Raw genomic sequence first — 21,773 nt, 5'->3', positions numbered from 1 at the left:
TCAGTTCCTTAAAACGCTTCGATGCCCAGAATGGCGGCCGCTTTCAAAGCGGTCTCGCGTGCCTGCTCGGGCGTGGCGGCGGTGATGTTGAGGTGGCCCATTTTGCGGGCGCGTTTGGCATCGACCTTGCCGTACAGGTGCAGGTGGGCGCCGGGTAGAGCCAGCACCTGGTCCCAGGCGGGCGTTTGCGCGACATCGCCGTTCTTGAACCACAGATCGCCCAGCAGGTTGAGCATGATGGTGGCGCTGTGCTGGCGCGGCTGCACCAGCGGCAGGTTGGTCATGCAGCGCACTTGCAGCTCGAACTGCGACACATCCAGCGCGTTCTGGCTGTAGTGGCCGCTGTTGTGCGGGCGCGGAGCGATTTCGTTGACCACGAGCTGGCCGTTGTCGAGCACAAAGAACTCGACGCAGAGCACGCCCACGTAGTCCAAACCGATTGCTACAGATTTTGCAGCAGCAATGGCTTGCTCGGCTTGCGCAGCGGGCACGTTGCCAGCGTAGACCTCGGTGACCGCCAGAATGCCTTCGCGGTGCAGGTTGCGCTGCACGGGCAGGTTGACGATGTCGCCATTGCGGCCACGGGCCACGATGACCGAGCATTCGTGCGCCAGCGGCAGCATTTTCTCGAGCACGCAGGCCACGTGTTGGAGCTCGTCCCAGGCGGCGACCAGCTCGGCGCGGGTTTTGACGCGGATCTGGCCCTTGCCGTCGTAACCCATGCGGGCGGTTTTCAAGATGCCAGGCAGCAGCGCGTCGTTGACGGCGGCCAGTTGCTCGGCCGTCTCGATCACCGCATAAGGTGCGCAGGGCACGCCACACTTCACGAAGTGGGCTTTTTCAGCAGCGCGGTCTTGTGCAATGGCCACGGCAGAGCCGGCGGGCGACACAGGCAGGCTTTGTGCCAGTTGGTTGAGCGCGCCAGCGGGCACGTTCTCGAATTCGGTGGTGACGGCCGCGCACAGTTTGGCCAGCTCGGCCAGGCCTTGCGGGTCTTCGTAGCCGGTGCGGATGTGGTGGTGGCTCACCAGGCCGGCGGGGCTGGTTTCGTCTTTGTCCAGCACGGCGGTGAAGTAGCCCATGGCTTGCGCGGCATGCACGAACATGCGGCCGAGCTGGCCGCCGCCCAGCACGCCCAGCGTGGCGCCGGGCAGGATCACTTGGTTATTGGCGGCGCTCATTCGTTCACCGGCAAGGTCATGTTGCGGGCGGCTTCGGTCTGCTCGGCGCGGAAGGCTTCGAGTTTGGCACGCAGCGCGGCGTCTTGGTTGGCGAGCAAGGCCACGGCAAACAGCGCAGCATTGGCAGCACCAGCGTTGCCGATGGCAAAGGTGGCCACCGGAATGCCCTTGGGCATTTGCACGATGGAGTGCAGCGAATCCACGCCTTGCAGGTGGCGGCTGGCCACGGGCACGCCGAGCACTGGCACGGTGGTTTTAGCGGCTATCATGCCCGGCAGATGGGCGGCGCCGCCGGCACCGGCGATGATGGCCTGGATTCCGCGCTCGGCTGCGCTCTCCGCAAAGCGGAACATGTCGTCGGGCATGCGGTGTGCGGAGACTACCTTGGCCTCAAAGGCGATACCGAATTGCTGGAGAATGGCAACTGCGTGCTGCATGGTCTCCCAGTCGCTGCTGGAGCCCATGACCACGCCTACTTGGATGGGTGTCATAGTGTGCGTTGGCGGATAGCCTTGGGCAAGATTGCCGGCCCCGCGCCAGGATGGAACCCGCCATTTTACTTTTTGCAGTGAAGCTGCCTGTTCAACACGGATTTATAGCGACATGATCGACGTCACCATTCAGAGTTTTGAAGCCGAAGTCATTGCGGCCTCGATGGCAGTGCCAGTGCTGGTGGATTTCTGGGCACCCTGGTGCGGCCCTTGCAAAACCCTGGGCCCGATTCTGGAAAAGCTCGAAGTCGAGTACGCCGGCCGCTTCAAGCTGGTCAAGATCGATTCCGACCAGGAGCAGCAGCTCGCCGGCATGTTCGGCATTCGCTCCATTCCCACCTGCGTGCTGATGATCGGCGGCAAGCCGGTGGACGGTTTCATGGGCGCCCAGCCCGAGGGCAAGCTGCGCGAGTTTCTCGACAAGCACGTGCCTTCTGAAGGCGCTTTGGCAGCCGAGGCTGGCGCAGACGAGGCGCAGCAACTGCTCGACAGCGGCGATGTGCAAGCGGCCCTGCAAATGCTGCAAGAAGCACTGGCCGCCGACCCGAGCAACGACGACGCCCGCTTTGACTATGTGCGCCTGCTGATCCAGACCGGCGCGCTCGACGAGGCCGAAGCCCAGCTCGAAGAGCCGCTCAAGCGCATTCAGCACCCGCTGCGCTTTGAGGCGCTCAAGGCATGGGCGCAAGCCATTCGCTTTGTGCACGAGGACGACCGTGGCGACTGGCCGCTGGAAAAGTTCGACGAGCTGATCGCCGCCAACAAGCGCGATTTCGACACTCGCTTTGCCAAGGCGCGTGCGCTGATGGCCGAAGGCCAGTGGCTGGCCAGCCTCGATGAGCTGCTCGAAATCATCATGCGCGACAAAACCTGGAACGACCAGGCCGCTCGCAAGCTCTACATCGCCATTTTGGAGCTGCTGACCCCGCCCAAGCCCAAGGATGACGGCGCTGTGCCCGGCAAAACCGCTGGCGGCATCGAGCTCACGGGTAAAGCCGGCAAGCAGGAAGACGAGCTCACCGCCACGCTCAACAGCTACCGCCGCCGCCTGAGTATGGCGCTGAACTGAGGCGCATTGGCAGCGCGTTGACCGCCTTTTGCGTGCCAAAGCCAGCAAAAAAGCCGGCCTTGGCCCTACACCCGGTTGCAACTGTGCCAGCGGGGGTTAGTGGTTTGCACCTATACTGATAGCAGCAAAGCGGTAATGGGCGCGCAACTGTGCCCGTTTGGGGCGCGGCCAAGCCAGCAGCAGGTGGTGCCAGCGCCTTGGCGCATGGGGCGTGCCGCCATTGCAGGAGAATCAACACCATGGGACTGTGGCAAAAACTGTTCGGCTGGCTGAACCCCTCGGCGCCAACGGCCAACCACGCGGACAATGCAGCCAGCCCAGGCCCGGCAACCCCGGTCGAGCCCGGCTTTGCCGCCGCACACGAACCCGCTTTTGATCCCCAGGCCAGCCTGGATAGCCCGGCCGCCATTCCCGGCGCGCCCGTTGCCCCGCACCTGGACGGGCCAGCCGCGGAAGCTGGCGCCGGCGACCACAACCCGCAACCCGATCTGTTTGAAGCCGCCGCGCAGGCAGAGGCGGCGCGTATTGCCGCGTTGCCCGCCGTTATCAACGACCCGGCCTTGCGCGACGCGCTTTCGGTCTACGCCGGCATGGCCTGGGACAGGCAGATCGACTTTGCTGAAAAAGTAGGCGATCGCGCCTGGTCGGCCGACACCAGCCAGGGCCTGATCCAGTTTGGCGACGACTTGCGCTTTCGCATGCAGGTGCTGGGCTCGTATTCTTTCCAATCGGGCACCTGGCAATGGATCTGGGCCAACACCCAGGCCGAGGTGCAGCCGGCATTTACCGAAGTGGCGCGCCAACTTTTGGGTTTTGGCAATGCGCAGCAACTGGCCTTGTTCACCCAGCCGCGCTCCGAGCTGCGCGAGCAAGATCTGCATGCCATCGGCCTGATCGCCGCCGGTGCCGACGAAAGCGCCGGTTACTACCTGGGCAATTATGGTGACGGCATTTTGCTGGCACTGATCGACCCGGCCCAAGGCCTGCCGCATGCCGCCAACAGCAAGCCCGAGCGCGTGCTGAGCGTGGTGCCGCAGCTGATCAGCGAGTTCGAGCTGAACCACCGCCTGTTGCTGCAGCACTACCTGCCCGCGAAGGGCTTTGCGCTGGAAGAGGGTGCGGCGCAAATCACTGCCACACGCGGCGCCAGCAGCATTGCTGCCAAGTTCGACGAGCAAGGCCGATTGAGCGGGCTGACGGGCAATATGAAGTGAAGCCCTGACCGGGAAGCAAACTTGCAAACGCTGCTGGCGTGCGTCTCGCGCCGCAGCCCTAAAACAGCAAAACCTGCAGTGCGCCAGCCCTGCAGGTTTTTTTGATGATTGGGCTCAGGCGTGTGCACCGTTAAAAGCGAAAATCCAGCGACTTGCTGCCTTTGCTAACCTCGACCGATTGGCTTTTCTCGCGCCCGTCCTTGGTGGTGGCTTTGACGGTGTAACGTCCTTCGGGGAGCTTGAGCAGGCAGACCGGGCCGCCGGCGGTAAAACTGGCCTCGCTGGCGCCTGTCAGTTGCACGCTGATGTCGGCCTGGTAGTCGCCCCCGGCTGCGGCAAACAGCAGGGCGAGCGGGTAATCCTTCATGGCCGAGCGCATGGCCTGGGATTCGTCCACGCCAATGCCGCCGCAGCGGTATTGCACGCTGCCGGCAGTTTGCAGCTCGGGTGTTTGTGCCATGGCGCCAGCGCCAGCGAGGCTGCAGCCCAGTGCCAAGGCGCGCAAAGTGGTGCTGAATGCGGTGTTGCAGAGGTTCATCGGTATGGTCCTGGTTGTTTTGGCTGCCGCTTCGCACAGCCAGCCAAGTGCCATGGTGCACCGCTGGGCACGGCTTGCCTGTCAGCCAAACCAGACAAAGGGCCGCGTGCTGGCCGTTGGCCTGAAGCGAAGCGCTTGGCGTTGTTGTCCGACAGCCTGTGCAGGGCTCGCGCCTACACCGAGCCCGGGTGCAGCGCATAGGCTGGACCTTGCGCGGGCGGGCAGTGCCCGCAGCGCCAAACCAGACACATGCATCTGCACAACGACGAAGGAGGCCCGATGGCAGCTACCCGCACTGCTGCAAAGCGCAGCACAGCCACCCCGGCGCGCAAGACGAGCGCCAAAAAGACGATTGCTAAAAAGGCGACTGTCAAAAAAACGAGCACCGGCAAAGCAGCCACGGCCAAAGCCGCTGCAGTGGCCAAAGCCAAGGCCGTAGCGCCCGGTTTAGCGGTGCGCATGGGCAGCACGCCAAGCACCAAGTTTCGCGGCAACCCCGATATTTTTGGCCGCCTGGTCGAAGACCACGACCGCCACCGCGCCTTGCTTGCCATGGTTACGCAAACGCAGGGCGCCTCGCCCGAGCGCAAGCGCTTGTTCAAGGAGCTGGTGCACGAGATCAAGGGCCACGCGGCCGCGGAGGAGCAGGCACTGTGGTCCAGCGTCATGCGCAACCCCCAAACCACGGAAGATGCGCGCCATGCCGTGGGCGAGCACAAGGAAATGGACAAGCTGCTGGCAGACTTGGCCGCGCGTGATATGGCCTCCAGCGGCTGGCTGCGCCACTTTGACAAGCTGCGCGAAGAATACCTGCACCACATTGCTGAAGAGGAGCAAGAGCAGTTCATCGCCGCCGAAAAGCATTTGAGTGCGAGCGATCTGCGCTATATGCGCCAGGTTTTCAACCGCCGCAAAGCCGAGGAAAAGGCCGCTGCCAAGGTGGTGAAGAAGATTCGGCGCTGATCGGACGCGGCGCGGATCAGGCTGGCTCTGGCGCGCCAGCCTCGGGCGTTAGAACGTGTTTACGATCTCTACGCAGTCGCGGCGCGAGGAGATCGTAAACACGTTCTTAAAAGCGCTCCAGCTCGGAGTGCTTGAGCAGGCCGCCGCGCACCAGCATCTTGCCGTATTCGGCGCAGCGGTTGAGCGTGGGAATGACCTTGCCAGGGTTGAGCAGGCCTTGCGGATCGAAAGCCGCTTTGAGCGCCAGCATCTGCGCGTTTTCTTCGGCCGAGAACTGCACGCACATGCTGTTGAGCTTTTCCACACCCACGCCATGCTCGCCGGTGACGGTGCCGCCCATGGCGACGCTGGTTTCCAGAATGTCGGCGCCGAATTTTTCGCAGCGCTGCAGCTGGTCGGGGTCGTTCGCATCGAACAGGATCAGCGGGTGCAGATTGCCGTCGCCGGCGTGGAAAACGTTGGCACAGCGCAGCTGGTATTTTTGCTCCATCTGCTGGATGGCCAGCAAGATGTCGGCCAGGCGTTTGCGCGGAATGGTCGAATCCATGCACATGTAATCGGGGCTGATGCGGCCGCTGGCGGGGAAGGCGTTTTTGCGCCCGCTCCAAAAGCGCAGGCGCTCTTCTTCGCTCTCGCTCACGCTGATGGCGGTGGCGCCGGCCTGGCGCAGCACCTGGGTCATGTGGGCGATTTCTTCAGCTACCTCTTCGGGCGTGCCATCGCTCTCGCATAGCAAAATGGCTTCGGCCGTGAGGTCGTAGCCGGCGCGCACAAAGTCTTCGACGGCGGCGGTCATGGGCTTGTCCATCATCTCCAGCCCGGCAGGGATGATGCCGGCAGCAATCACCGCGGCCACTGCATCACCGGCTTTGCGCATGTCGTCAAAACTGGCCATGATGCAGCGCGCCAGTTGCGGCTTGGGGATGAGCTTGACGGTGACTTCGGTGGCCACGGCCAACATGCCTTCGCTGCCGATCACGGCGGCCAGCAGGTCGTAGCCGGGCACGTCGAGTGCCTCGCTGCCGAACTCGATGGGCTCGCCCTCGACGGTGAAGCCCTTGATCTTGAGCACGTTGTGCACTGTCAGCCCGTATTTGAGGCAGTGCACGCCGCCGGAGTTTTCGGCGATGTTGCCGCCAATCGTGCAGGCGATCTGGCTCGACGGATCAGGCGCGTAATACAGCCCGTAGGGCGCCGCTGCCTCGCTGATGGCCAGGTTGCGCACGCCGCACTGCACCACTGCCGTGCAGGCCGCCGGGTCTACCCGCAGGATCTGGTTGAAGCGCGCCATCGACAAGGTAACCCCCAGCTCCAGTGGCAGCGCGCTGCCCGAGAGGCCGGTGCCCGCACCGCGAGCCACCACGGGCGCTTGCAGCGCGTGGCAGGTTTTGAGCACCGCTTGCACTTGCTCGTAGGTTTCGGGCAGGGCCACGACCAGCGGGCGCTGGCGGTAGGCGGTGAGGCCGTCACATTCGTAAGGCGTGGTGTCTTCGTCGTTCCACAGCAGGTTGTGCTCGGGCAAAACCTGGCGCAGGACGGCAAGCACTTCGCGCTGGCGTGTGGTGCGGTCAACCGGGCTGGCGGGGGTGTCCGCGCCAGAGCTGGCGGAGGAGGGGGCGGGCTGGCTCATGGCGACACTGTAGCAAGTTACAGCCGCGCCTCGGGTCGCTTAGGCATACCGGCTGCGCTTTGTTCGGGTAAGCCACAGGGGGCGGCGTAACCTTTGTTGGCAAACCATAAGTGTTGTTTATGAGAATATCCAATCAATGGATTCGCACACCGGGGGAGGGAGACCCATCACGGTGTAACGCAGACGAGCCAGACAAGAAAAAAACAAACAGGCAGACAAACATGCAAACGGGAGACCGCGTTCACCAGCGCGCCAGGCCAAGCCTGCTGGCGGCGCCATGCCAGCGCCCGCTGCGCCGGGCTGCAGCCCGGCTGGCTTTGCCGCTGGTTCTGGGGCTGGGCTTGGCGGCTTGCAGTGCTGCGCCCGACAGCGCCGACATCCAGGCTGCACTGCAGCGCCACTTTGCTGAGGCTGTGGCCCCCGCTCAACAACATTATGGTCAGGACGCCGGCCGTGCGCTGGTGCCCACGGTTCACGCCGTGGCATTGCACGGTTGCACAGCCCGGGACGGCGGCCATTATTTGTGCGACGCGCAGGTCACCCTGCACTCCCAGGTACTGGGCCAGCGCCACGCCACCACGCGCCTATTGTTGGCGCGGGATGCCCAAGGGTGGCGGGTGCTGTCGCAGTTGTAGCTGCCAACGCTTGATTGACAAGCGTTTGCGGCTCTTTTTACAGCCCAAACAAAGGCCAGTGCCTCGCGGCAACTGGCCTTTGTCTTGTTCGGGGTGGTGGCTTAGCGGAAGACGACGGTCTTGTGGCCGTTCATCAGCACGCGGTGCTCGCTGTGCCACTTGACGGCGCGGGCCAGCACCTGGCTTTCGGTGTCGCGGCCCTGGGCGGTGAAGTCTTCCACGGTGCGCGAGTGGTCCACGCGGGCCACGTCTTGCTCGATGATCGGGCCTTCGTCCAGATCGGCCGTCACATAGTGGGCGGTGGCGCCAATCAGCTTCACGCCGCGCTCATGCGCCTGGTAGTAGGGGCGCGCGCCCTTGAAGCTGGGCAGGAAACTGTGGTGGATGTTGATGGCTCGGCCCGAGAGCTTGCGGCACAGGTCGTCCGACAGAATCTGCATGTAGCGGGCCAGCACCACCAGGTCGGCTGCCTCGTTTTTGACGATCTCGAACTGCTTGGCTTCCACCTCGGCCTTGTTGTCCTTGGTCATCGGCAGGTGGTGGAAGGGGATGTTGTAGCTGGCCGCGAGCTGGTAGAAATCGCGGTGGTTGCTGATGATGGCGCGGATGTCGATGGGCAGCAGGCCCGATTTCCAGCGGAACAGCAGGTCGTTGAGGCAATGGCCTTCGCGGCTGACGAAGATGACGGTGCGCATCGGCTCGCTGGCCGAGTACAGGCGCAGCTTCATGTCGAGCGGCTTGGCGAACTCGGTCAGCGCGGCGCGCAGCGTGTCGTAATCGGTGTTGGCGCAGGCAAAGCGCACGCGCATGAAAAACAGGCCCGTGGCGTTGTCGTTGAACTGGGCGGCCTCTTCAATATTGCCCCCTTGCTCGAGCAAAAAGCCGGAGACGGCATGCACGATGCCGGTGCGATCGGGGCAGGAAAGCGTGAGGATGTAGGCGTTGGTCATAAGCATGCCATTGTCGCAGCACCGCGGGCTTAGCCGGAAAACCGAGGAATTGTTTTGATCCCGGGTAAAAGCTGCGACAGCAGGTGTAAATGAGTGTTAAATCACGAGCCCAGGATCTTAGCGCTTTTCCCGTGGACAGTCGCGCTGGAAACAAAAAACATGAGCAAAATCAACGCATTCTTGCTTGGCATGGTTTTGCAAAAATGATAGCGGAGAAGCGAACTACAATAGCGTCCTCACTCCCGAACAGGGGTGAAAAACAGGCGGCCATACGTTGCCTGGACAACAGGCCGGGCCCAGGCTGCGGCCACACAACAGTGCTGGTCTACGCGGTTTTCAAGCCCGGCTTTTGACGTTAAATTTGGGTGTCGGGCTAGCGCAGCGAGCCCGACACTGACTGACAGATTCCATTCCAAGATTCCCCTCAACCACGACGGCCTGCGCACGATCCGGGCCTGCCCATGGATGCGGGGAATTTGTCTGAAACACAGGCTTTTCGGCCTGATTTCGGGCTTCGGCGGGTAGGGGACGCCTGCCGCACCTATCGATTTTTGAGGACACACAACATGAAGCGCGACAACATCACCCAGCCGCCACAGGCGCTGGCACACCAGGCTTTGGCACCGCAGGCCATCAGCATGGATGTGCTGCAGGAGAAATACTTCAAGGGCGATGAGTCAAAAATCGACGACCTGTACGCCCGCGTGGCGCGCGCGCTGGCCTCGGTTGAGAAGGAAGACGTCCGCGCCGAATGGGAAGCCAAGTTTGTCGCCAACCTGCACGCCGGCGCCATTGGCGCAGGCCGCATCATGAGCGCTGCGGGCACCGACATCCAGGCCACGCTGATCAACTGCTTTGTGCAACCCGTGGGCGACTGCATCCAGGGTTTTGACGACGAGGGCTACCCCGGCATTTACGAAGCACTGCGCGAAGCCGCAGAAACCATGCGCCGCGGCGGCGGTGTGGGCTACGACTTCTCGCGCATCCGTCCGCGCGGTGCTGAGGTCAAGGGCACGGCTTCGATGGCCTCGGGCCCTTGCAGCTACATCAACGTGTTCGACCAAAGCTGCTCGACCGTGGAATCGGCCGGCGCCCGCCGTGGCGCGCAAATGGGCGTGCTGCGCATCGACCACCCCGATGTGATGGAGTTCATCACCGCCAAGCGCACGCAAGGCCGCTGGAACAACTTCAATGTGTCGGTCGGTGTGCCTGACGCCTTCATGCAAGCCGTGGTGGACAACGCCGACTGGCAACTGGTGCACAGCGGCCGCCCCGGCGCCAAGCTGCGTGCCGAAGGCGCTTTCCAGCGCGAAGACGGCCAGTGGGTCTACAAGACCGTGAAGGCCCGCGACATGTGGGACACGATCATGAAGTCGACCTACGACTTCGCCGAACCCGGCATTCTGTTCCTCGACCACATCAACGACGACAACAACCTGCGCTATGTCGAGCGCATTGCCGCCACCAACCCCTGCGGCGAGCAACCGCTGCCGTCCTACGGCTGCTGCGATCTGGGCCCGATCATCCTGACCAACTTCGTGCGCAACCCCTTCGGTTTTGGCGGATTGCCCAGCTTTGATTTCGACCACTTCCAGCAAGTGGTGGCTACGCAAGTGCGCGCCCTCGACAACGTGCTGGACGTGACCTTCTGGCCGCTGGAGCAGCAACGCGAAGAATCGGCCGCCAAGCGCCGCATCGGCGTGGGCTTTACCGGCATGGGCAACACGCTGGCCATGCTGACGCTGCGCTACTCTGACCAGGAAGGCCGCGACATGGCCAAGCGCATTGCCGAATGCATGCGCGATTCGGCCTACCGCGCGTCGGTAGAGCTGGCCAAAGAAAAGGGCGCTTTCCCCAAGTTCGACGCCAAGGGCTACCTGGGCAAGGGCACCTTCGCCAGCCGTCTGCCCAAGGACATCCAGGACGACATCAAAAAGCACGGCATCCGCAACAGCCACCTGCTGTCGATCGCGCCTACCGGCACCGTGTCGCTGGCCTTTGCCGACAACGCATCGAACGGTATCGAGCCACCTTTCTCGTGGACCTACACCCGCAACAAGCGCGAAGCCGACGGCAGCAAGAGCCAGTACCAGGTGGAAGACCACAGCTGGCGCCTGTACCGCGAGCTCGGCGGCGATGTGAACAACCTGCCCAGCTACTTTGTCTCGGCACTGGAGATGTCGGCCACCGAGCACTTGGCGATGATGGAAACCGTGCAGCCGTACGTGGATACCGCCATCTCCAAGACGGTGAACATCCCCGCCGACTACCCGTACGAAGACTTCAAGAGCCTGTACCTGCAAGCCTGGCGCGCCAACCTCAAGGGCCTGGCCACCTACCGCCCCAACAGCATTCTGGGTGCCGTGCTGGAAACCACGCCTGCACCTAAAGCCGAAGCACCTGTTGCAGAAGCAGCGCCCGCTGCCGCCATCACTGACCCGATGAAGGTGGTGATCGAGCGCCGCCCTGAAGGCGAGCTGAGCGCCGTGGCCGACAAGGTGGAATACTGGACGCAAGAAGGCCAGCAGCGCCTGTACATCATCGTCTCCTTCCTGCCGGTGCCGAGCGCCGACGGCAAGAGCATGGTGGACCGCGCCGTCGAGTTCTTCATGCCTGTGGGCCAAAGCGGCGAATCGCAGCAGTGGATCACCTCGAGCATGCGCCTGCTGTCGCTGGCAGCGCGTGGCGGCTTCCTGGAGCGCGCCCTGGCAGACATGCGCAAGGTAGCCTGGGACCGCGGCCCCGTGCGCCTGGGCACCTACCAAAAGGCCGACGGTACGCACGTGCCGATGTGGCACGATTCGGAAGTGGCCGCCATCGCCTACGCGGTGCAGCAAATTCTGGAACGCCGCCGCCAGCAAAGCCTGCCCGGCATCACCAACAGCACGGTCACGCCCGTGGCCGCTACACCCGTGGTGAACACCGGCATGCAGACCATGGCTGGCAAGAAGTGCACGGAATGCGGCGCGCATGCGGTGATTCGCAAAGATGGTTGCGAGTACTGCACGGCATGCGGTGCGGTGGGTTCTTGCGGCTAAGCCCCGCAATGGGGCTTTAGTGCGGTAAGCGCTGGCAGCTCTCGATAAAAAATCGCCCGAGTCGCTGGACCGGGCGATTTTTTTCGGGCTGTTTTTCTGCCAGCAGCTGGGTTTGTCGCGGGTGCGAAGCTGCGAGCGGTTGCTTCCTATGCTGAAGACTTCTGCGCTTCGCGCAGATGCCGGGATTTCGCCCCGGCGGGCGACTCACCTTTCTGGGCGCACAGAAAGGTGAGCCAAAGATGCGCCCCTACATCCAGCGTCCCCGAAAGCTTCGCGTAGCGAATCTTTCGCGGCAACCTGCGCCCGAAGCAAACGCCGGCGCGCAGACGAACTCACTCCGCGCCAAGGCGCTCCGTTCAAACAGCGTCTGCGAGTCAGAGCACGAAGTTTGGCTGTCCTGCGGCAGCCAAACCGCCGCCGTTTACTCCGATCGCAGGCGCTGGCTGAAGGGGTGGAGCAGCCAACAGCCGGAACATCCAACGGCCTGCGAGAATTGCGCGGTTTGGCTATCGCATGGGGTGGTCGGACGGATCGGGTGAACGAAGAGGCGGATCGTTCAGAGAACAAAAAAAGCTGCTGGCACGCAATCCACGCGCCAACAGCTCTTTGGCTGAAAAACTTATCTCAGTGCACGATCACCGGATGCTGGGCCAGGCCGGTGTAGCGGTCCAAGGTGGCTTCCACTTCTTCTTCGGTGGGGGCGTTGGTCTGCCAGGCCTGGATCTGCTGATGGAACATTTCTGCCCAGGCGCCGTCCAGGTACAGCTCTTTGCCGCTGCGCTTGTCCACAATTTCAAAACCCTGGCGCTGCAAATGGCGCAAAGGCTCGGTGACGGTGGGTGTGCTTACGGTTGCACCGTCGGTTGACAAGGGCAGTTCGGGCGTGAGGTGCAGCACCACGAAAGAGTCCGAGTCATAAATCATTTGCATGATGTTCCTCCTAATGAACCGCATGTGGTGGCAGACCGCCGGTTTGCAAGCCTGCGTCCACACAACCGTTGTAGCAGGTTTTGCCGGCTGGCAATGCAAACCATGCTGCATTTCTCAAAAAACGTAGCAAACAGGGGACAGCGCGACAGGGCTTTCCCGTAGATCAGGGTGTTGCGGGTGCAGGCGTGGCCGGGCTGTTGCCGGTTTTGCTGACTTCGGCCGATTGCAGTTGCAGATCGGCAAAATCGCCGTTGGCCTGCTCCAGGCGAATGCGCACCGGCAGGTATTGCATGTCCGGTGCGAGCCAGAGGTGGGCGCTTTGGTCCTGGTGTTTGCGCGGCTGGCGGCTCAGGCGCAAGGTCTGTTTGCTGCCGGCGGGCAGCTCCAGCGTTTCCGGGCCTTCGACGACAAAGGTCCAGACATCGGTAGAGCTGGCACTGGTGACGTTGATGGCAATGCTGCTGCCCTTGGGGTAGCGCTCGGGGCCGGCGGCGATCATGCTGGCGAGTTGCAAAAAGATGGACAAGCGGTCTTGCACGCCCGCGCTGGCCGGTTGGGCCTCGTTGTCGCCGCTATAGCTGATGCGGCCTTGCGCGGTATCGATCTGGGCACTGCGCTCTTTGCGCGCCTGGTCGACAAAACGCTGCGGCGCCAAGCCGTGCGGCGTGATGCGGCCCGAGCTGGACTGCGCGCGGCTGCCCACCAGAAAAGCTGATACCTCTTGCTTGGCCTGGTAGCTCAGACCGTCGGTCTTGAAGCTCAGCTTGGCCTTGGCCGAGTACTGAAAACCTTTGGCAGCGCCTTTGGCCTCGAATTGCAAGACGGCCGAGGGCGGCACGCGCACCGGCGGCAGCGGTGCGTTGTAGCCTGGGCTGCCAATGCCACTGGGCGCTTCGGGCGTGTGGCCCGCGCTGGCGGCGGCTGGTTCTTCTGCTGCGGCGGCTTTGGCGCCGGCGGCCAGCGTGGGCAGGCTGGATTCGGTGGAGCCAGGCACGGGCGCATCGCTCTCGTGCTCTTCTTCCGCCTCTTTGGCCAGCGCTGCTTCGCTGGCGCTCTCGGTGCTATCCGCGTTGTCCAGCAGGCTGTCGAGTGCCGGGTTTTGGGGCTTGCTGGGGCGGCTGATGGTTTGGGTGGGGCCCACAACGGCCAGGCTTTCGGGCGCTTGCTCGGGCGGGGCTTTTTGCGGCTCCACCTTGGGCGGAGGCGGCGCTGGCTTAGGTGGTGCGGCCTTGGGCGGCGTAGGCGCTGCGGCTACCGGGGCAGGCGCGGCGGGCGCAGGCGGGGCCGGTGGCTCGGGCGTGATCTGCCGGGTTTCAAAGCGCAGCTCTTTGGGCGTGGTGCCGGTGATGCGGGCGGTGCGCAGCATTTCTTGCATGCCCGGCCAAGCCAGCAGCGCCACATGGGCGGCCAGCACGGTGGTGGTCAGCAAAAGCAGCGGGCGTTGGCGCATGAGAAACCTGTCAATCAGCCAGTGTAGCGCCGGTGCATGGAGCGCAGGTCAAGGCGGGGTAAACAACGCTGCTTCAGACGCTGGCGCCGAGATCGCGCGAAAGCTGCTGCGCAATGGCTTGCAGGCGCTGGTCCATGGCACCGCCAAATGCCGGGTCAAACGTGGCGGCTGTGCCCAGTGTGGTGATGGTCAATACCAACTGGCCGCGCGCATCAAATACCGGTGCGCACAGCGCGATCACGCTGGGCAGCAAGGTGTCGACCACGCGGGCCACGCCGTGGGCGCGCACATCGGCAAACAGCTGGGTTGCATCGGCCTCGGTCTGCGGCAAATCCTGGCGTTGCGCCAGGCGGGCTTGTTGCAGCTCGTACTGCAGCATGGGCGCAACACGCCCGGCGGGCAGCCAGGCGCCAAAGCAGCGGCCGGTGGCGGACGAGAGCAGCGGCATCACATCCCCCAGGCGCAAGTGGCCGGTGGTGCCGTGCGGTGGCTCTTCCCAGTGCACTACGGTAGCGCCGTGGTTGCCCCAGACGGCCAGCGCCACGGTGTGGCCGAGCTGCTCCAGCCAATCGGGCATGCGCTCGCGGGCCAGGCGCACGGCGTCGGTGCGGCGCAACGCGGCCAGGCCCAGCTGCAAGGCCATGGGGCCCAGGTCGTAGCGGCTGGTGGCCGCGTCTTGCTTGACGAGGCCGCTGCGCTGGTAACTGACCAGGTAACGGTGCGCCTTGGCAGCCGGCATGCCTGCGGCAGCGGCCAGGTCTTTGAGCGCCAGCGGTCCGGGTGCGTCGATCAGCGCCTGCAGCAGTGCGAAGCCCACTTCCACAGACTGGATGCCAGCGCGGTCTTTGTCCAGGGGATTGTCCATGGCAGCAGTTTAAGGTATTCTAAATAAAGCAACGCATTTCACTAATCGTAATTTTGCGTCGGTGCACAGACAGCGGCCCCCGCCGTTGCCAGGGTGGAAACACATACCATAGCGGGTTCAACATCGAAAGCTAGGCATGAAGCTTGCAACCTACAAAGACGGATCGCGCGACGGCCAATTGGTCGTGGTTTCGCGCGACCTGCGCACCGCCCATTACGCCACCGGCATTGCCCATCGCCTGCAGCAGGTGCTGGACGACTGGGCTTTCTACGCCCCGCAGCTGCAGGATGTGTACGACGCGCTCAACGCCGACCGCGCACGCCATCCCTTCGATTTCAACCCTGCGCAATGCATGGCGCCGTTGCCGCGCGCCTACCAGTGGCTCGACGGCTCGGCCTACCTGAACCATGTGGAGCTGGTGCGCCAGGCGCGTGGCGCAGAGGTGCCGGCCTCGTTCAAGACCGATCCGCTCATCTACCAAGGCGGCAGCGACGACTTCATCGGCCCCTGTGACGACATCGTGGTGCCGAGTGAGGCCATGGGCATCGATTTCGAGGCCGAGATCGCCGTCATCACCGGCGATGTGCCATTGGGCACCAGCCCGGAAGACGCGCTCGACGAAGTGCGCCTGCTGCTGCTGGCCAACGATGTAAGCCTGCGCAATCTGATTCCCGCCGAGCTGGGCAAAGGCTTTGGCTTTGTGCAGAGCAAGCCGGCCACCGCTTTCAGCCCGGTGGCTGTGACGCCCGACGAGCTGGGCGACGCCTGGCGCGGCGGCCGCGTGCACCTGACGCTGCAAACCAGCTGGAACGGCCGCAAGGTCGGCCTGTGCGAAGCCGGGCCGGACATGACTTTTCACTTTGGCCAGCTGATCGCCCATGTGGCCAAGACGCGCAATCTGCGCGCCGGCACCATCGTCGGCAGTGGCACGGTAAGCAACCCGGGCGTCGAAAAGCATGGCCGCATGGACTGGCCCAAGGGCTACGGCTGCATTGCCGAAAAGCGCAGCATGGAAGTGATCCAGAACGGCCAGGCCACAACCGAGTTCATGCAGTTTGGCGACAGCGTGCGCATCGAGATGAAAGGCAAGGACGGCCACAGCATTTTCGGCGCCATCGACCAATCCGTCGCCTCGCTGCACCAAGCCCGTGAAGATGCGCAGCGCGAAGCAGACGCTGCCGCAGAAGGCGAGGCCGTGTAATGTCCGCGCTGCACGCCAGCACCCAGCCGCGCTGCGTTCAGCGCTCGGCCGGGCATGCACAGCGTGCAGCGGTTGGTGAGAATGTGCTGGCGCTTGCTGCAGGTTTTTCGCAGCCGGGCCATGCGCCGCGCCCGCGCTTATTCGGGCAGGCTGGTCTTGCGGGCGTGTTGCAGCAGGCGGTCGAGCAGGGTGTCGAGCTGGGCTTGCTCCTCAGGCGTGAGGCCGGCCAGAATCTCCTGGTTGCGGCGCGCCACCACACCCATCACTTTTTCCCACTGCGCCTGGCCTTTGGGTGTGAGCGTCAGCACCACGCCACGGCCGTCCACCTCGCTAGCCTGCTTGAGCACCATGCCCTGGTCGACCAGGGCCTGTGTCGAGCGGCTGGCCTGGGCCTTGTTGAGGTTGGCGCGCATGGCCAGATCGTTGACCGACAGCGGGTGGAACGAGCCGATGGCCGCCAGACAGCGGCCTTCGCTGATCGGAATGCCAACATCTTCCTCGTAAGCCTGTTGCGTGGCACGGTCGGTGATTTTGGCCAGCGCATGCAGGCGGTGCGTATAGGTACGGTCCAGCGGCGTGTTCACCACAATTCCTTTAATAAATGCCGGGGGAAAAAACGGTTTACGCGACTATGTCACGGCGGCCGGGTTTTCGGAAGGGCCAATGTTGCGCCCGCATCTAGTGCTTTCCCTAGCCTAGGGAAAACCCATGGCAGCTCTGGCGCGCTAACTTCGATAATTGTTGCGCGTGCAACAATAACGGTCACTGTACCACCGCACGCAACTTCTTTTTGCACTGGTGCGGCGCCGCAATGGCTGGGCAGCACCAGCATTACCACGAGGTTGTGATGGCTGCTGCTTACGAATTTGTTCCCTATCCTTTCCAGGCCCAGCGCTACGGCGCCAGCCTGCCTGCTTTGCAAGACGGGCGCGACCCGGTGCGCCGCCCCGTCGTGGTGGTGGGCGGTGGCCCGGTGGGCTACTGCACCGCACTCGGCCTGGCCAACCACGGCGTGCCGGTGGTAGTGCTGGAGGCCGATGATTCGGTCTGCTTTGGCAGCCGCGCCATCTGCATCTCGCGCCGCAGCCTGGAGATTGTCGAGCGCCTGGGCGCGCTGCCCGGCTTTCTGGCCGAAGGCTTGCCGTGGACGGGCGGCCGCAGCTTCTACCGCGACCAGCAGGTGCTGCATTTCCTGATGCCGCAGGACGAAAACCAGAAGCTGCCGCCGATGGTGAACCTGGCGCAGTACAGCATTGAGCAGTTTCTGCTCGACGCCTGCGAAAAGCGCAGCGACCTCATCGAGATCCGCTGGCAGAACCAGCTCCAGGGCATCAGCAGCCGAGAAGACGGCGCCACGCTGCAAGTGCACACGCCTGATGGTGATTACGCGCTGGACGCCGATTGGGTGGTGGCCGCCGACGGTGGCCGCAGCTTTTTGCGCGACGCGCTGGAGCTCAAGCTGCAAGGCACCAGCTACGAAGGGCGCTATGTCATCGTCGACATCCTGATGGAAAGCAGCCGCCCGACCGAGCGCCTGGCCTACTTTGATCCCGATTGCAACCGCGGCTCCACCGTGCTGGTGCACAAGCAGCCCAACAATGTGTGGCGCATCGATTACCAGCTGCAAGACGGCGAAGACCCGGATGCCGCCATCCGGCCCGAGAACGTGCTGCCGCGCGTGCAAAGCCTGCTGGACATGATGGGCGAAACCGCGCCCTGGCAACCCATTTGGACCGGCATCTACAAAGCCAATGCGCTGACCTTGCCCGACTACCGCCACCAGCGCGTGCTGTTCGCCGGCGACGCTGCGCACCTGGTGCCGATTTTTGGCGTGCGCGGAGCCAACTCCGGCATTGACGACGCCGACAACCTGGCCTGGAAGCTGGCCTATGTGGTCAAAGGCCTGGCGGGCGAAGGTTTGCTGGGCAGCTACAGCGCCGAGCGCGTGTACGCCACGCACGAGAACCTGAGCTACGGCACCAAGAGCACCGAGTTCATGGCGCCGCCGTCCTTCGCCTTCAGCCTGATGCGCCAAGCCGTGCTGGGCCTGGCGGTCGACCACCCGGAGCTGGCCAGCCTGGTCAACCCGCGCCAGACCTCGGCCATCACCTACCGGCTCTCGCCACTCAATGCGCAGGACGACAACGCCTTGTTCACGGCCGGCCCGGTCACTGGCGCTCCGCTGCCCGAATGCCCGCTGCAAATCGCTGGCGCCAACGGCCTGCAAGCGGGCCACGTGACCGATGTGGTGCAGAACCGCTTCACCGTGCTGGCCTTTGCGCCGCAGGCGGCCCAGCAGCAAGCACTGCAAGCCGTGGCCGATGAGATGGTGGCGCAGGGCGTACCCGCGCAACTGTTGCCCGTGCTGGGCAAAGCCGCAGCCGCGCCTGCGCTGGTCGACAGCGAAGGCAAGTTGGCCGCCATGTATGGCGCATTGCCTGGTGCGGTGTATGTGCTGCGGCCCGATGGCCACGTGCTGGGCCGCTGGCAGGGCGGGCAGCAGGACGCGCAGGCGCTGGCCGCCTCGGTCCGCCGCGCATTTGCCAAAGCTTTGGCCTGAAGGCCGCCACCGTCACAAGGATTGCCCCATGAACAGCACCAACACCTCCAACACCGCAGCGCCCCGCTTGAGCGAGGCCGAACTCGACGCCGTCTACACCCAGTTCTGCCACCAGATGACAGCGCTGGGCGAGGCGCAAGCCCCTTTATTCATGGCGCGCTTTGCGCTGCTGGCGATGAACCGCATCGGCGATGCCGCCGCGGTGCAGAAGCTGGTAGTGCAAGCGGCCAAAGACATGGCTCCGGCGCAGGCAGCCGCCTGAGCGAGCCTATTCGAGCCTTTTTCTAACCAGGAGACAAGACCATGAGCACCCCGCAGACCGCAGCCGCGCCCGCCGCCCGGCAGTACATGACAGGCTTTGCCAACGAATGGGCCACCGAAGCCATCGCTGGCGCGCTGCCCGTGGGGCGCAACTCGCCCCAGGTGGCGCCGCTGGGCCTGTATGCCGAGCAGTTGTCGGGCACGGCCTTTACCGCACCGCGCCACACCAACCGCCGCAGCTGGCTCTACCGCATTCGCCCTGGCGCCATGCACGAGCCCTTCAGCGAAATGCAGCTGCCGCTGTGGAAAAGCCTGGTCACCGGTGGTTTTGACGAGGTGGCCACGCCGCCCAACCAGCTGCGCTGGGACCCGCTGCCCATGCCGCAAGAGCCGCGTGATTTCATCGAAGGCATGGTCAGCATGGCCGGCAACTCGGCCTGCGGTATCCACCTGTACGCTGCCAACCGCAGCATGCAAGGGCGCTACTTCTACAACGCCGATGGCGAGCTGCTGATCGTGCCGCAGCAAGGCCGCCTGCAATTGGCTACCGAAATGGGCGTGCTCGATGTAGAGCCGCAAGAGATTTGCGTGGTGCCACGCGGCGTGCGCTTCCAGGTGCGTTTGCTCGATGGCACGGCGCGCGGCTATGTCTGCGAAAACTACGGCGAACTGCTCAAGCTGCCCGATCTGGGCGTGATCGGCTCCAACGGACTGGCCAACCCGCGTGATTTCCAGACGCCGGTGGCTGCGTATGAAGACATCGAAGGCGATTTCGAATTGGTTGCCAAGCTGCGCGGCCATTTCTGGAAAGCCAAGATCAACCACTCGCCGCTCGACGTGGTGGGCTGGCACGGCAACTACGCGCCCTACAAATACGATCTGCGCCGCTTCAACACCATCGGCTCGATCAGCTACGACCACCCCGATCCGTCGATCTTTCTGGTGCTGCAGTCGCCCACGGCGGTGGCAGGCGTCGACTCGCTCGACTTCGTCATCTTCCCGCCGCGTGTGCTGGCCATGCAGGACACCTTCCGTCCACCTTGGTTCCACCGCAACTTCGCAAGCGAATTCATGGGCCTGATCGAAGGCGCTTACGACGCCAAGGCCGAAGGCTTTGTGCCCGGCGGCGCTTCGCTGCACAACTGCATGAGCGGCCACGGCCCCGATGCCGACACCTTCGAAAAAGCCAGCAAAGCCGACACCAGCAAGGCGCACTACATCACCGATACCATGGCCTTCATGTTCGAGACGCCGGCGGTGATCCAAACCACCAAGTACGCGCTGGAAACCGTGCAACTGCAGCACGAGTACTACCGCTGCTGGCAAGGCCTGCAAAAGCACTTCAAGCCGCAAGCCTGAGCCTCGCGCCTTTACCATCCATGGAAAGCTGCTGGCGCCGCGCACCGGGCGCCAGCAGCGTTTTACCTCCGAGAGACAAAACATGAGCCAACTGAACGAAACCCACGATCCAGAGCTGCAAAGCTGGCTGGCCAGCGCCAATGCCGCCGGCTGCGATTTCCCCATCCAGAATTTGCCGTTTGCCAGCTTCAAACGCCAAGGCAGCGACGAAGCCATGCGCGGCGGCGTCGCCATTGGCGACCAGATTCTGGACCTGGCCCAGCTGGCCGCAACCGGCACTTTGCAAGGTGACGCACTGCAAGCCGCCCAAGCCGGTGCGCAGCCCCAGCTCAACAGCCTGATGGCGCTGGGCCCGCGCCACTGGAGCGCGCTGCGCCTGGCACTCTCGCGCGGCCTGCGCGCTGGCAGTGCCGAGCAAAGCGCCTGGCAAGCCTGCCTGGTGCCGCAAGCACAGGCGCAATACGGCGTGCCCGCCCGCATTGGCGATTACACCGATTTCTACACCTCCATCTACCACGCCACCAACATCGGCAAGCAGTTCCGCCCGGACAACCCACTGCTGCCCAACTACCAGTGGATTCCGATCGGTTACCACGGCCGTGCGTCGAGCATCATCATCTCGGGCCAGCCCTTCAAGCGCCCGGTCGGCCAGACCAAGGCGCCTGATGCCGCGGTGCCCACTGTCAAAGCCAGTGCGCGCATGGATATCGAGCTGGAGATGGGCGTGTTCGTCGGCACCGGCAACGAGCTGGGCGAGCCGGTGGACATCACCGAGGCGGAAGACCACGTGTTTGGTCTGTGCCTGCTCAATGACTGGTCGTCGCGCGACATCCAACCCTGGGAATACCAGCCGCTGGGCCCTTTCCTGTCCAAAAGCTTCGCCTCGCACATCTCGCCCTGGATCGTGACCATGGAAGCGCTGGCGCCATACCGCACCGCTTTCACGCGCCCTGAAGGCGATCCGCAGCCGCTGCCGTACCTGGACAGCGCACACAACCGCGCAGCCGGCGCGCTCGACATTCAGCTGAGCGTTGGCCTGCAAACCAACCAGATGCGCGCTGCCGGCCAATCGCACGCACAAATCACCAGCAGCAACTACCGCCACGCCTATTGGACGGTGGCGCAAATGGTGGCGCACCACACCGTCAACGGCTGCAACCTGCAGCCAGGCGATCTGCTGGGCACTGGCACCTTGTCCGGCCCCACGCTGGACCAGGCGGCCGCGCTGATTGAGCTGACCACCAGTGGCAAGAACCCCGTCCAGCTGCCCAATGGCGAAAGCCGCACCTGGCTCGAAGACGGCGACTCCATCGTGCTGCGCGGCTGGTGCGAAAAGCCCGGCGCCGCCCGCATTGGCTTTGGCGAATGCGAAGGCACCATGCTGCCGGCGCGCAAGCTGTAAGCGGCTCGCCAACCTCCATCCCCAAGGCGTGCACTG

Annotated in this window: 19 protein-coding genes; 10 read left to right on the top strand and 9 right to left on the bottom strand. The window is 63.9% G+C overall.

From position 1 onward, the window contains the following. Positions 1–8 precede the first annotated feature (8 nt). On the bottom strand, positions 9–1,181 hold the full coding sequence (locus ACFIQF_RS17460; protein WP_393944797.1) for a 5-(carboxyamino)imidazole ribonucleotide synthase: 1,173 nt from the start codon (positions 1,179–1,181) through the stop codon (positions 9–11). After that, positions 1,178–1,672 (bottom strand): 5-(carboxyamino)imidazole ribonucleotide mutase, encoded by a 495-nt coding sequence (gene purE / locus ACFIQF_RS17455; protein WP_393944795.1) that lies wholly within the window; start codon positions 1,670–1,672, stop codon positions 1,178–1,180. The genes ACFIQF_RS17460 and purE overlap by 4 nt, the downstream gene beginning before the upstream one ends. Positions 1,673–1,784: 112 nt before the next feature. On the opposite strand from purE, the gene trxA reads away from it, so the two are divergent. Then, a complete protein-coding gene (trxA, locus tag ACFIQF_RS17450; RefSeq protein ID WP_393944793.1) occupies positions 1,785–2,741 on the top strand; it encodes a thioredoxin in 957 nt (318 codons plus the stop codon). A gap of 239 nt (positions 2,742–2,980) precedes the next feature. After that, entirely contained in the window at positions 2,981–3,955 is a 975-nt protein-coding gene (locus tag ACFIQF_RS17445) for a DUF6882 domain-containing protein (RefSeq protein WP_393944791.1), read from the top strand. 130 nt (positions 3,956–4,085) lie between these two features. On the opposite strand, the gene ACFIQF_RS17440 is transcribed toward ACFIQF_RS17445, so the two are convergent. Further along, positions 4,086–4,493, bottom strand: a complete 408-nt coding sequence (locus tag ACFIQF_RS17440) for a hypothetical protein (RefSeq protein WP_393944790.1) — start codon at positions 4,491–4,493, stop codon at positions 4,086–4,088. A gap of 279 nt (positions 4,494–4,772) precedes the next feature. Here ACFIQF_RS17440 and ACFIQF_RS17435 point away from each other — a divergent pair, with 279 nt between their 5' ends. Further along, positions 4,773–5,456 carry a hemerythrin domain-containing protein gene (locus tag ACFIQF_RS17435; RefSeq protein WP_393944788.1) on the top strand — a complete coding sequence of 228 codons (684 nt, stop codon included), beginning with the start codon at positions 4,773–4,775 and terminating at the stop codon, positions 5,454–5,456. A 106-nt stretch (positions 5,457–5,562) separates the two neighbouring features. On the opposite strand, the gene ACFIQF_RS17430 is transcribed toward ACFIQF_RS17435, so the two are convergent. Beyond that, positions 5,563–7,086: an FAD-linked oxidase C-terminal domain-containing protein gene (locus tag ACFIQF_RS17430; protein ID WP_393944786.1), complete on the bottom strand. Its 1,524-nt coding sequence runs from the start codon at positions 7,084–7,086 to the stop codon at positions 5,563–5,565. A 221-nt stretch (positions 7,087–7,307) separates the two neighbouring features. On the opposite strand from ACFIQF_RS17430, the gene ACFIQF_RS17425 reads away from it, so the two are divergent. Further along, positions 7,308–7,721, top strand: coding sequence for a hypothetical protein (locus tag ACFIQF_RS17425; protein WP_393944784.1), 414 nt, complete (start codon positions 7,308–7,310; stop codon positions 7,719–7,721). A 101-nt stretch (positions 7,722–7,822) separates the two neighbouring features. Here ACFIQF_RS17425 and purU read toward each other — a convergent pair whose 3' ends face one another. Next, complete coding sequence (purU, locus tag ACFIQF_RS17420) at positions 7,823–8,671, bottom strand: formyltetrahydrofolate deformylase (RefSeq protein WP_393944782.1); 849 nt, start codon at positions 8,669–8,671, stop codon at positions 7,823–7,825. Positions 8,672–9,237: 566 nt separating this feature from the next. Between purU and ACFIQF_RS17415 the strand changes: the two genes are divergently transcribed. Next, positions 9,238–11,709, top strand: coding sequence for an adenosylcobalamin-dependent ribonucleoside-diphosphate reductase (locus ACFIQF_RS17415; protein ID WP_393944780.1), 2,472 nt, complete (start codon positions 9,238–9,240; stop codon positions 11,707–11,709). Positions 11,710–12,333: 624 nt separating this feature from the next. On the opposite strand, the gene ACFIQF_RS17410 is transcribed toward ACFIQF_RS17415, so the two are convergent. The 3 genes from ACFIQF_RS17410 to ACFIQF_RS17400 all read right to left on the bottom strand — a co-directional run bounded on the left by ACFIQF_RS17410 (position 12,334) and on the right by ACFIQF_RS17400 (position 14,942). Further along, the gene (locus ACFIQF_RS17410) at positions 12,334–12,639 is read right to left on the bottom strand and encodes a BTH_I0359 family protein (RefSeq protein WP_393944778.1); all 306 of its coding nucleotides are present in this window, start codon (positions 12,637–12,639) and stop codon (positions 12,334–12,336) included. 163 nt (positions 12,640–12,802) lie between these two features. Continuing rightward, positions 12,803–14,089 carry a DUF3108 domain-containing protein gene (locus ACFIQF_RS17405; RefSeq protein WP_393944776.1) on the bottom strand — a complete coding sequence of 429 codons (1,287 nt, stop codon included), beginning with the start codon at positions 14,087–14,089 and terminating at the stop codon, positions 12,803–12,805. A 73-nt stretch (positions 14,090–14,162) separates the two neighbouring features. After that, a complete protein-coding gene (locus ACFIQF_RS17400) occupies positions 14,163–14,942 on the bottom strand; it encodes an IclR family transcriptional regulator (RefSeq protein ID WP_393944873.1) in 780 nt (259 codons plus the stop codon). 148 nt (positions 14,943–15,090) lie between these two features. Between ACFIQF_RS17400 and ACFIQF_RS17395 the strand changes: the two genes are divergently transcribed. After that, complete coding sequence (locus ACFIQF_RS17395) at positions 15,091–16,155, top strand: fumarylacetoacetate hydrolase family protein (RefSeq protein WP_393944774.1); 1,065 nt, start codon at positions 15,091–15,093, stop codon at positions 16,153–16,155. Positions 16,156–16,292: 137 nt separating this feature from the next. On the opposite strand, the gene ACFIQF_RS17390 is transcribed toward ACFIQF_RS17395, so the two are convergent. Beyond that, positions 16,293–16,739: a MarR family winged helix-turn-helix transcriptional regulator gene (locus ACFIQF_RS17390; protein WP_393944773.1), complete on the bottom strand. Its 447-nt coding sequence runs from the start codon at positions 16,737–16,739 to the stop codon at positions 16,293–16,295. A gap of 263 nt (positions 16,740–17,002) precedes the next feature. Between ACFIQF_RS17390 and ACFIQF_RS17385 the strand changes: the two genes are divergently transcribed. The 4 genes from ACFIQF_RS17385 to fahA all read left to right on the top strand — a co-directional run bounded on the left by ACFIQF_RS17385 (position 17,003) and on the right by fahA (position 21,737). Then, positions 17,003–18,715: an FAD-dependent monooxygenase gene (locus ACFIQF_RS17385; RefSeq protein ID WP_393944771.1), complete on the top strand. Its 1,713-nt coding sequence runs from the start codon at positions 17,003–17,005 to the stop codon at positions 18,713–18,715. Between the two features lie 28 nt (positions 18,716–18,743). Further along, positions 18,744–18,977 carry a DUF2783 domain-containing protein gene (locus ACFIQF_RS17380; RefSeq protein ID WP_393944769.1) on the top strand — a complete coding sequence of 78 codons (234 nt, stop codon included), beginning with the start codon at positions 18,744–18,746 and terminating at the stop codon, positions 18,975–18,977. A gap of 41 nt (positions 18,978–19,018) precedes the next feature. Then, positions 19,019–20,335, top strand: a complete 1,317-nt coding sequence (hmgA, locus tag ACFIQF_RS17375; protein WP_393944767.1) for a homogentisate 1,2-dioxygenase — start codon at positions 19,019–19,021, stop codon at positions 20,333–20,335. Positions 20,336–20,417: 82 nt separating this feature from the next. Continuing rightward, on the top strand, positions 20,418–21,737 hold the full coding sequence (gene fahA, locus ACFIQF_RS17370; RefSeq protein WP_393944765.1) for a fumarylacetoacetase: 1,320 nt from the start codon (positions 20,418–20,420) through the stop codon (positions 21,735–21,737). Positions 21,738–21,773: the final 36 nt, after the last annotated feature.

This window comes from Comamonas trifloxystrobinivorans (genome assembly GCF_043359985.1).
Classification (GTDB): Bacteria; Pseudomonadota; Gammaproteobacteria; order Burkholderiales; family Burkholderiaceae_C; genus Comamonas; species Comamonas trifloxystrobinivorans.
Note: the sequence above shows the minus strand (reverse complement) of the source record. Positions and strands in the feature narration are given on the sequence as shown.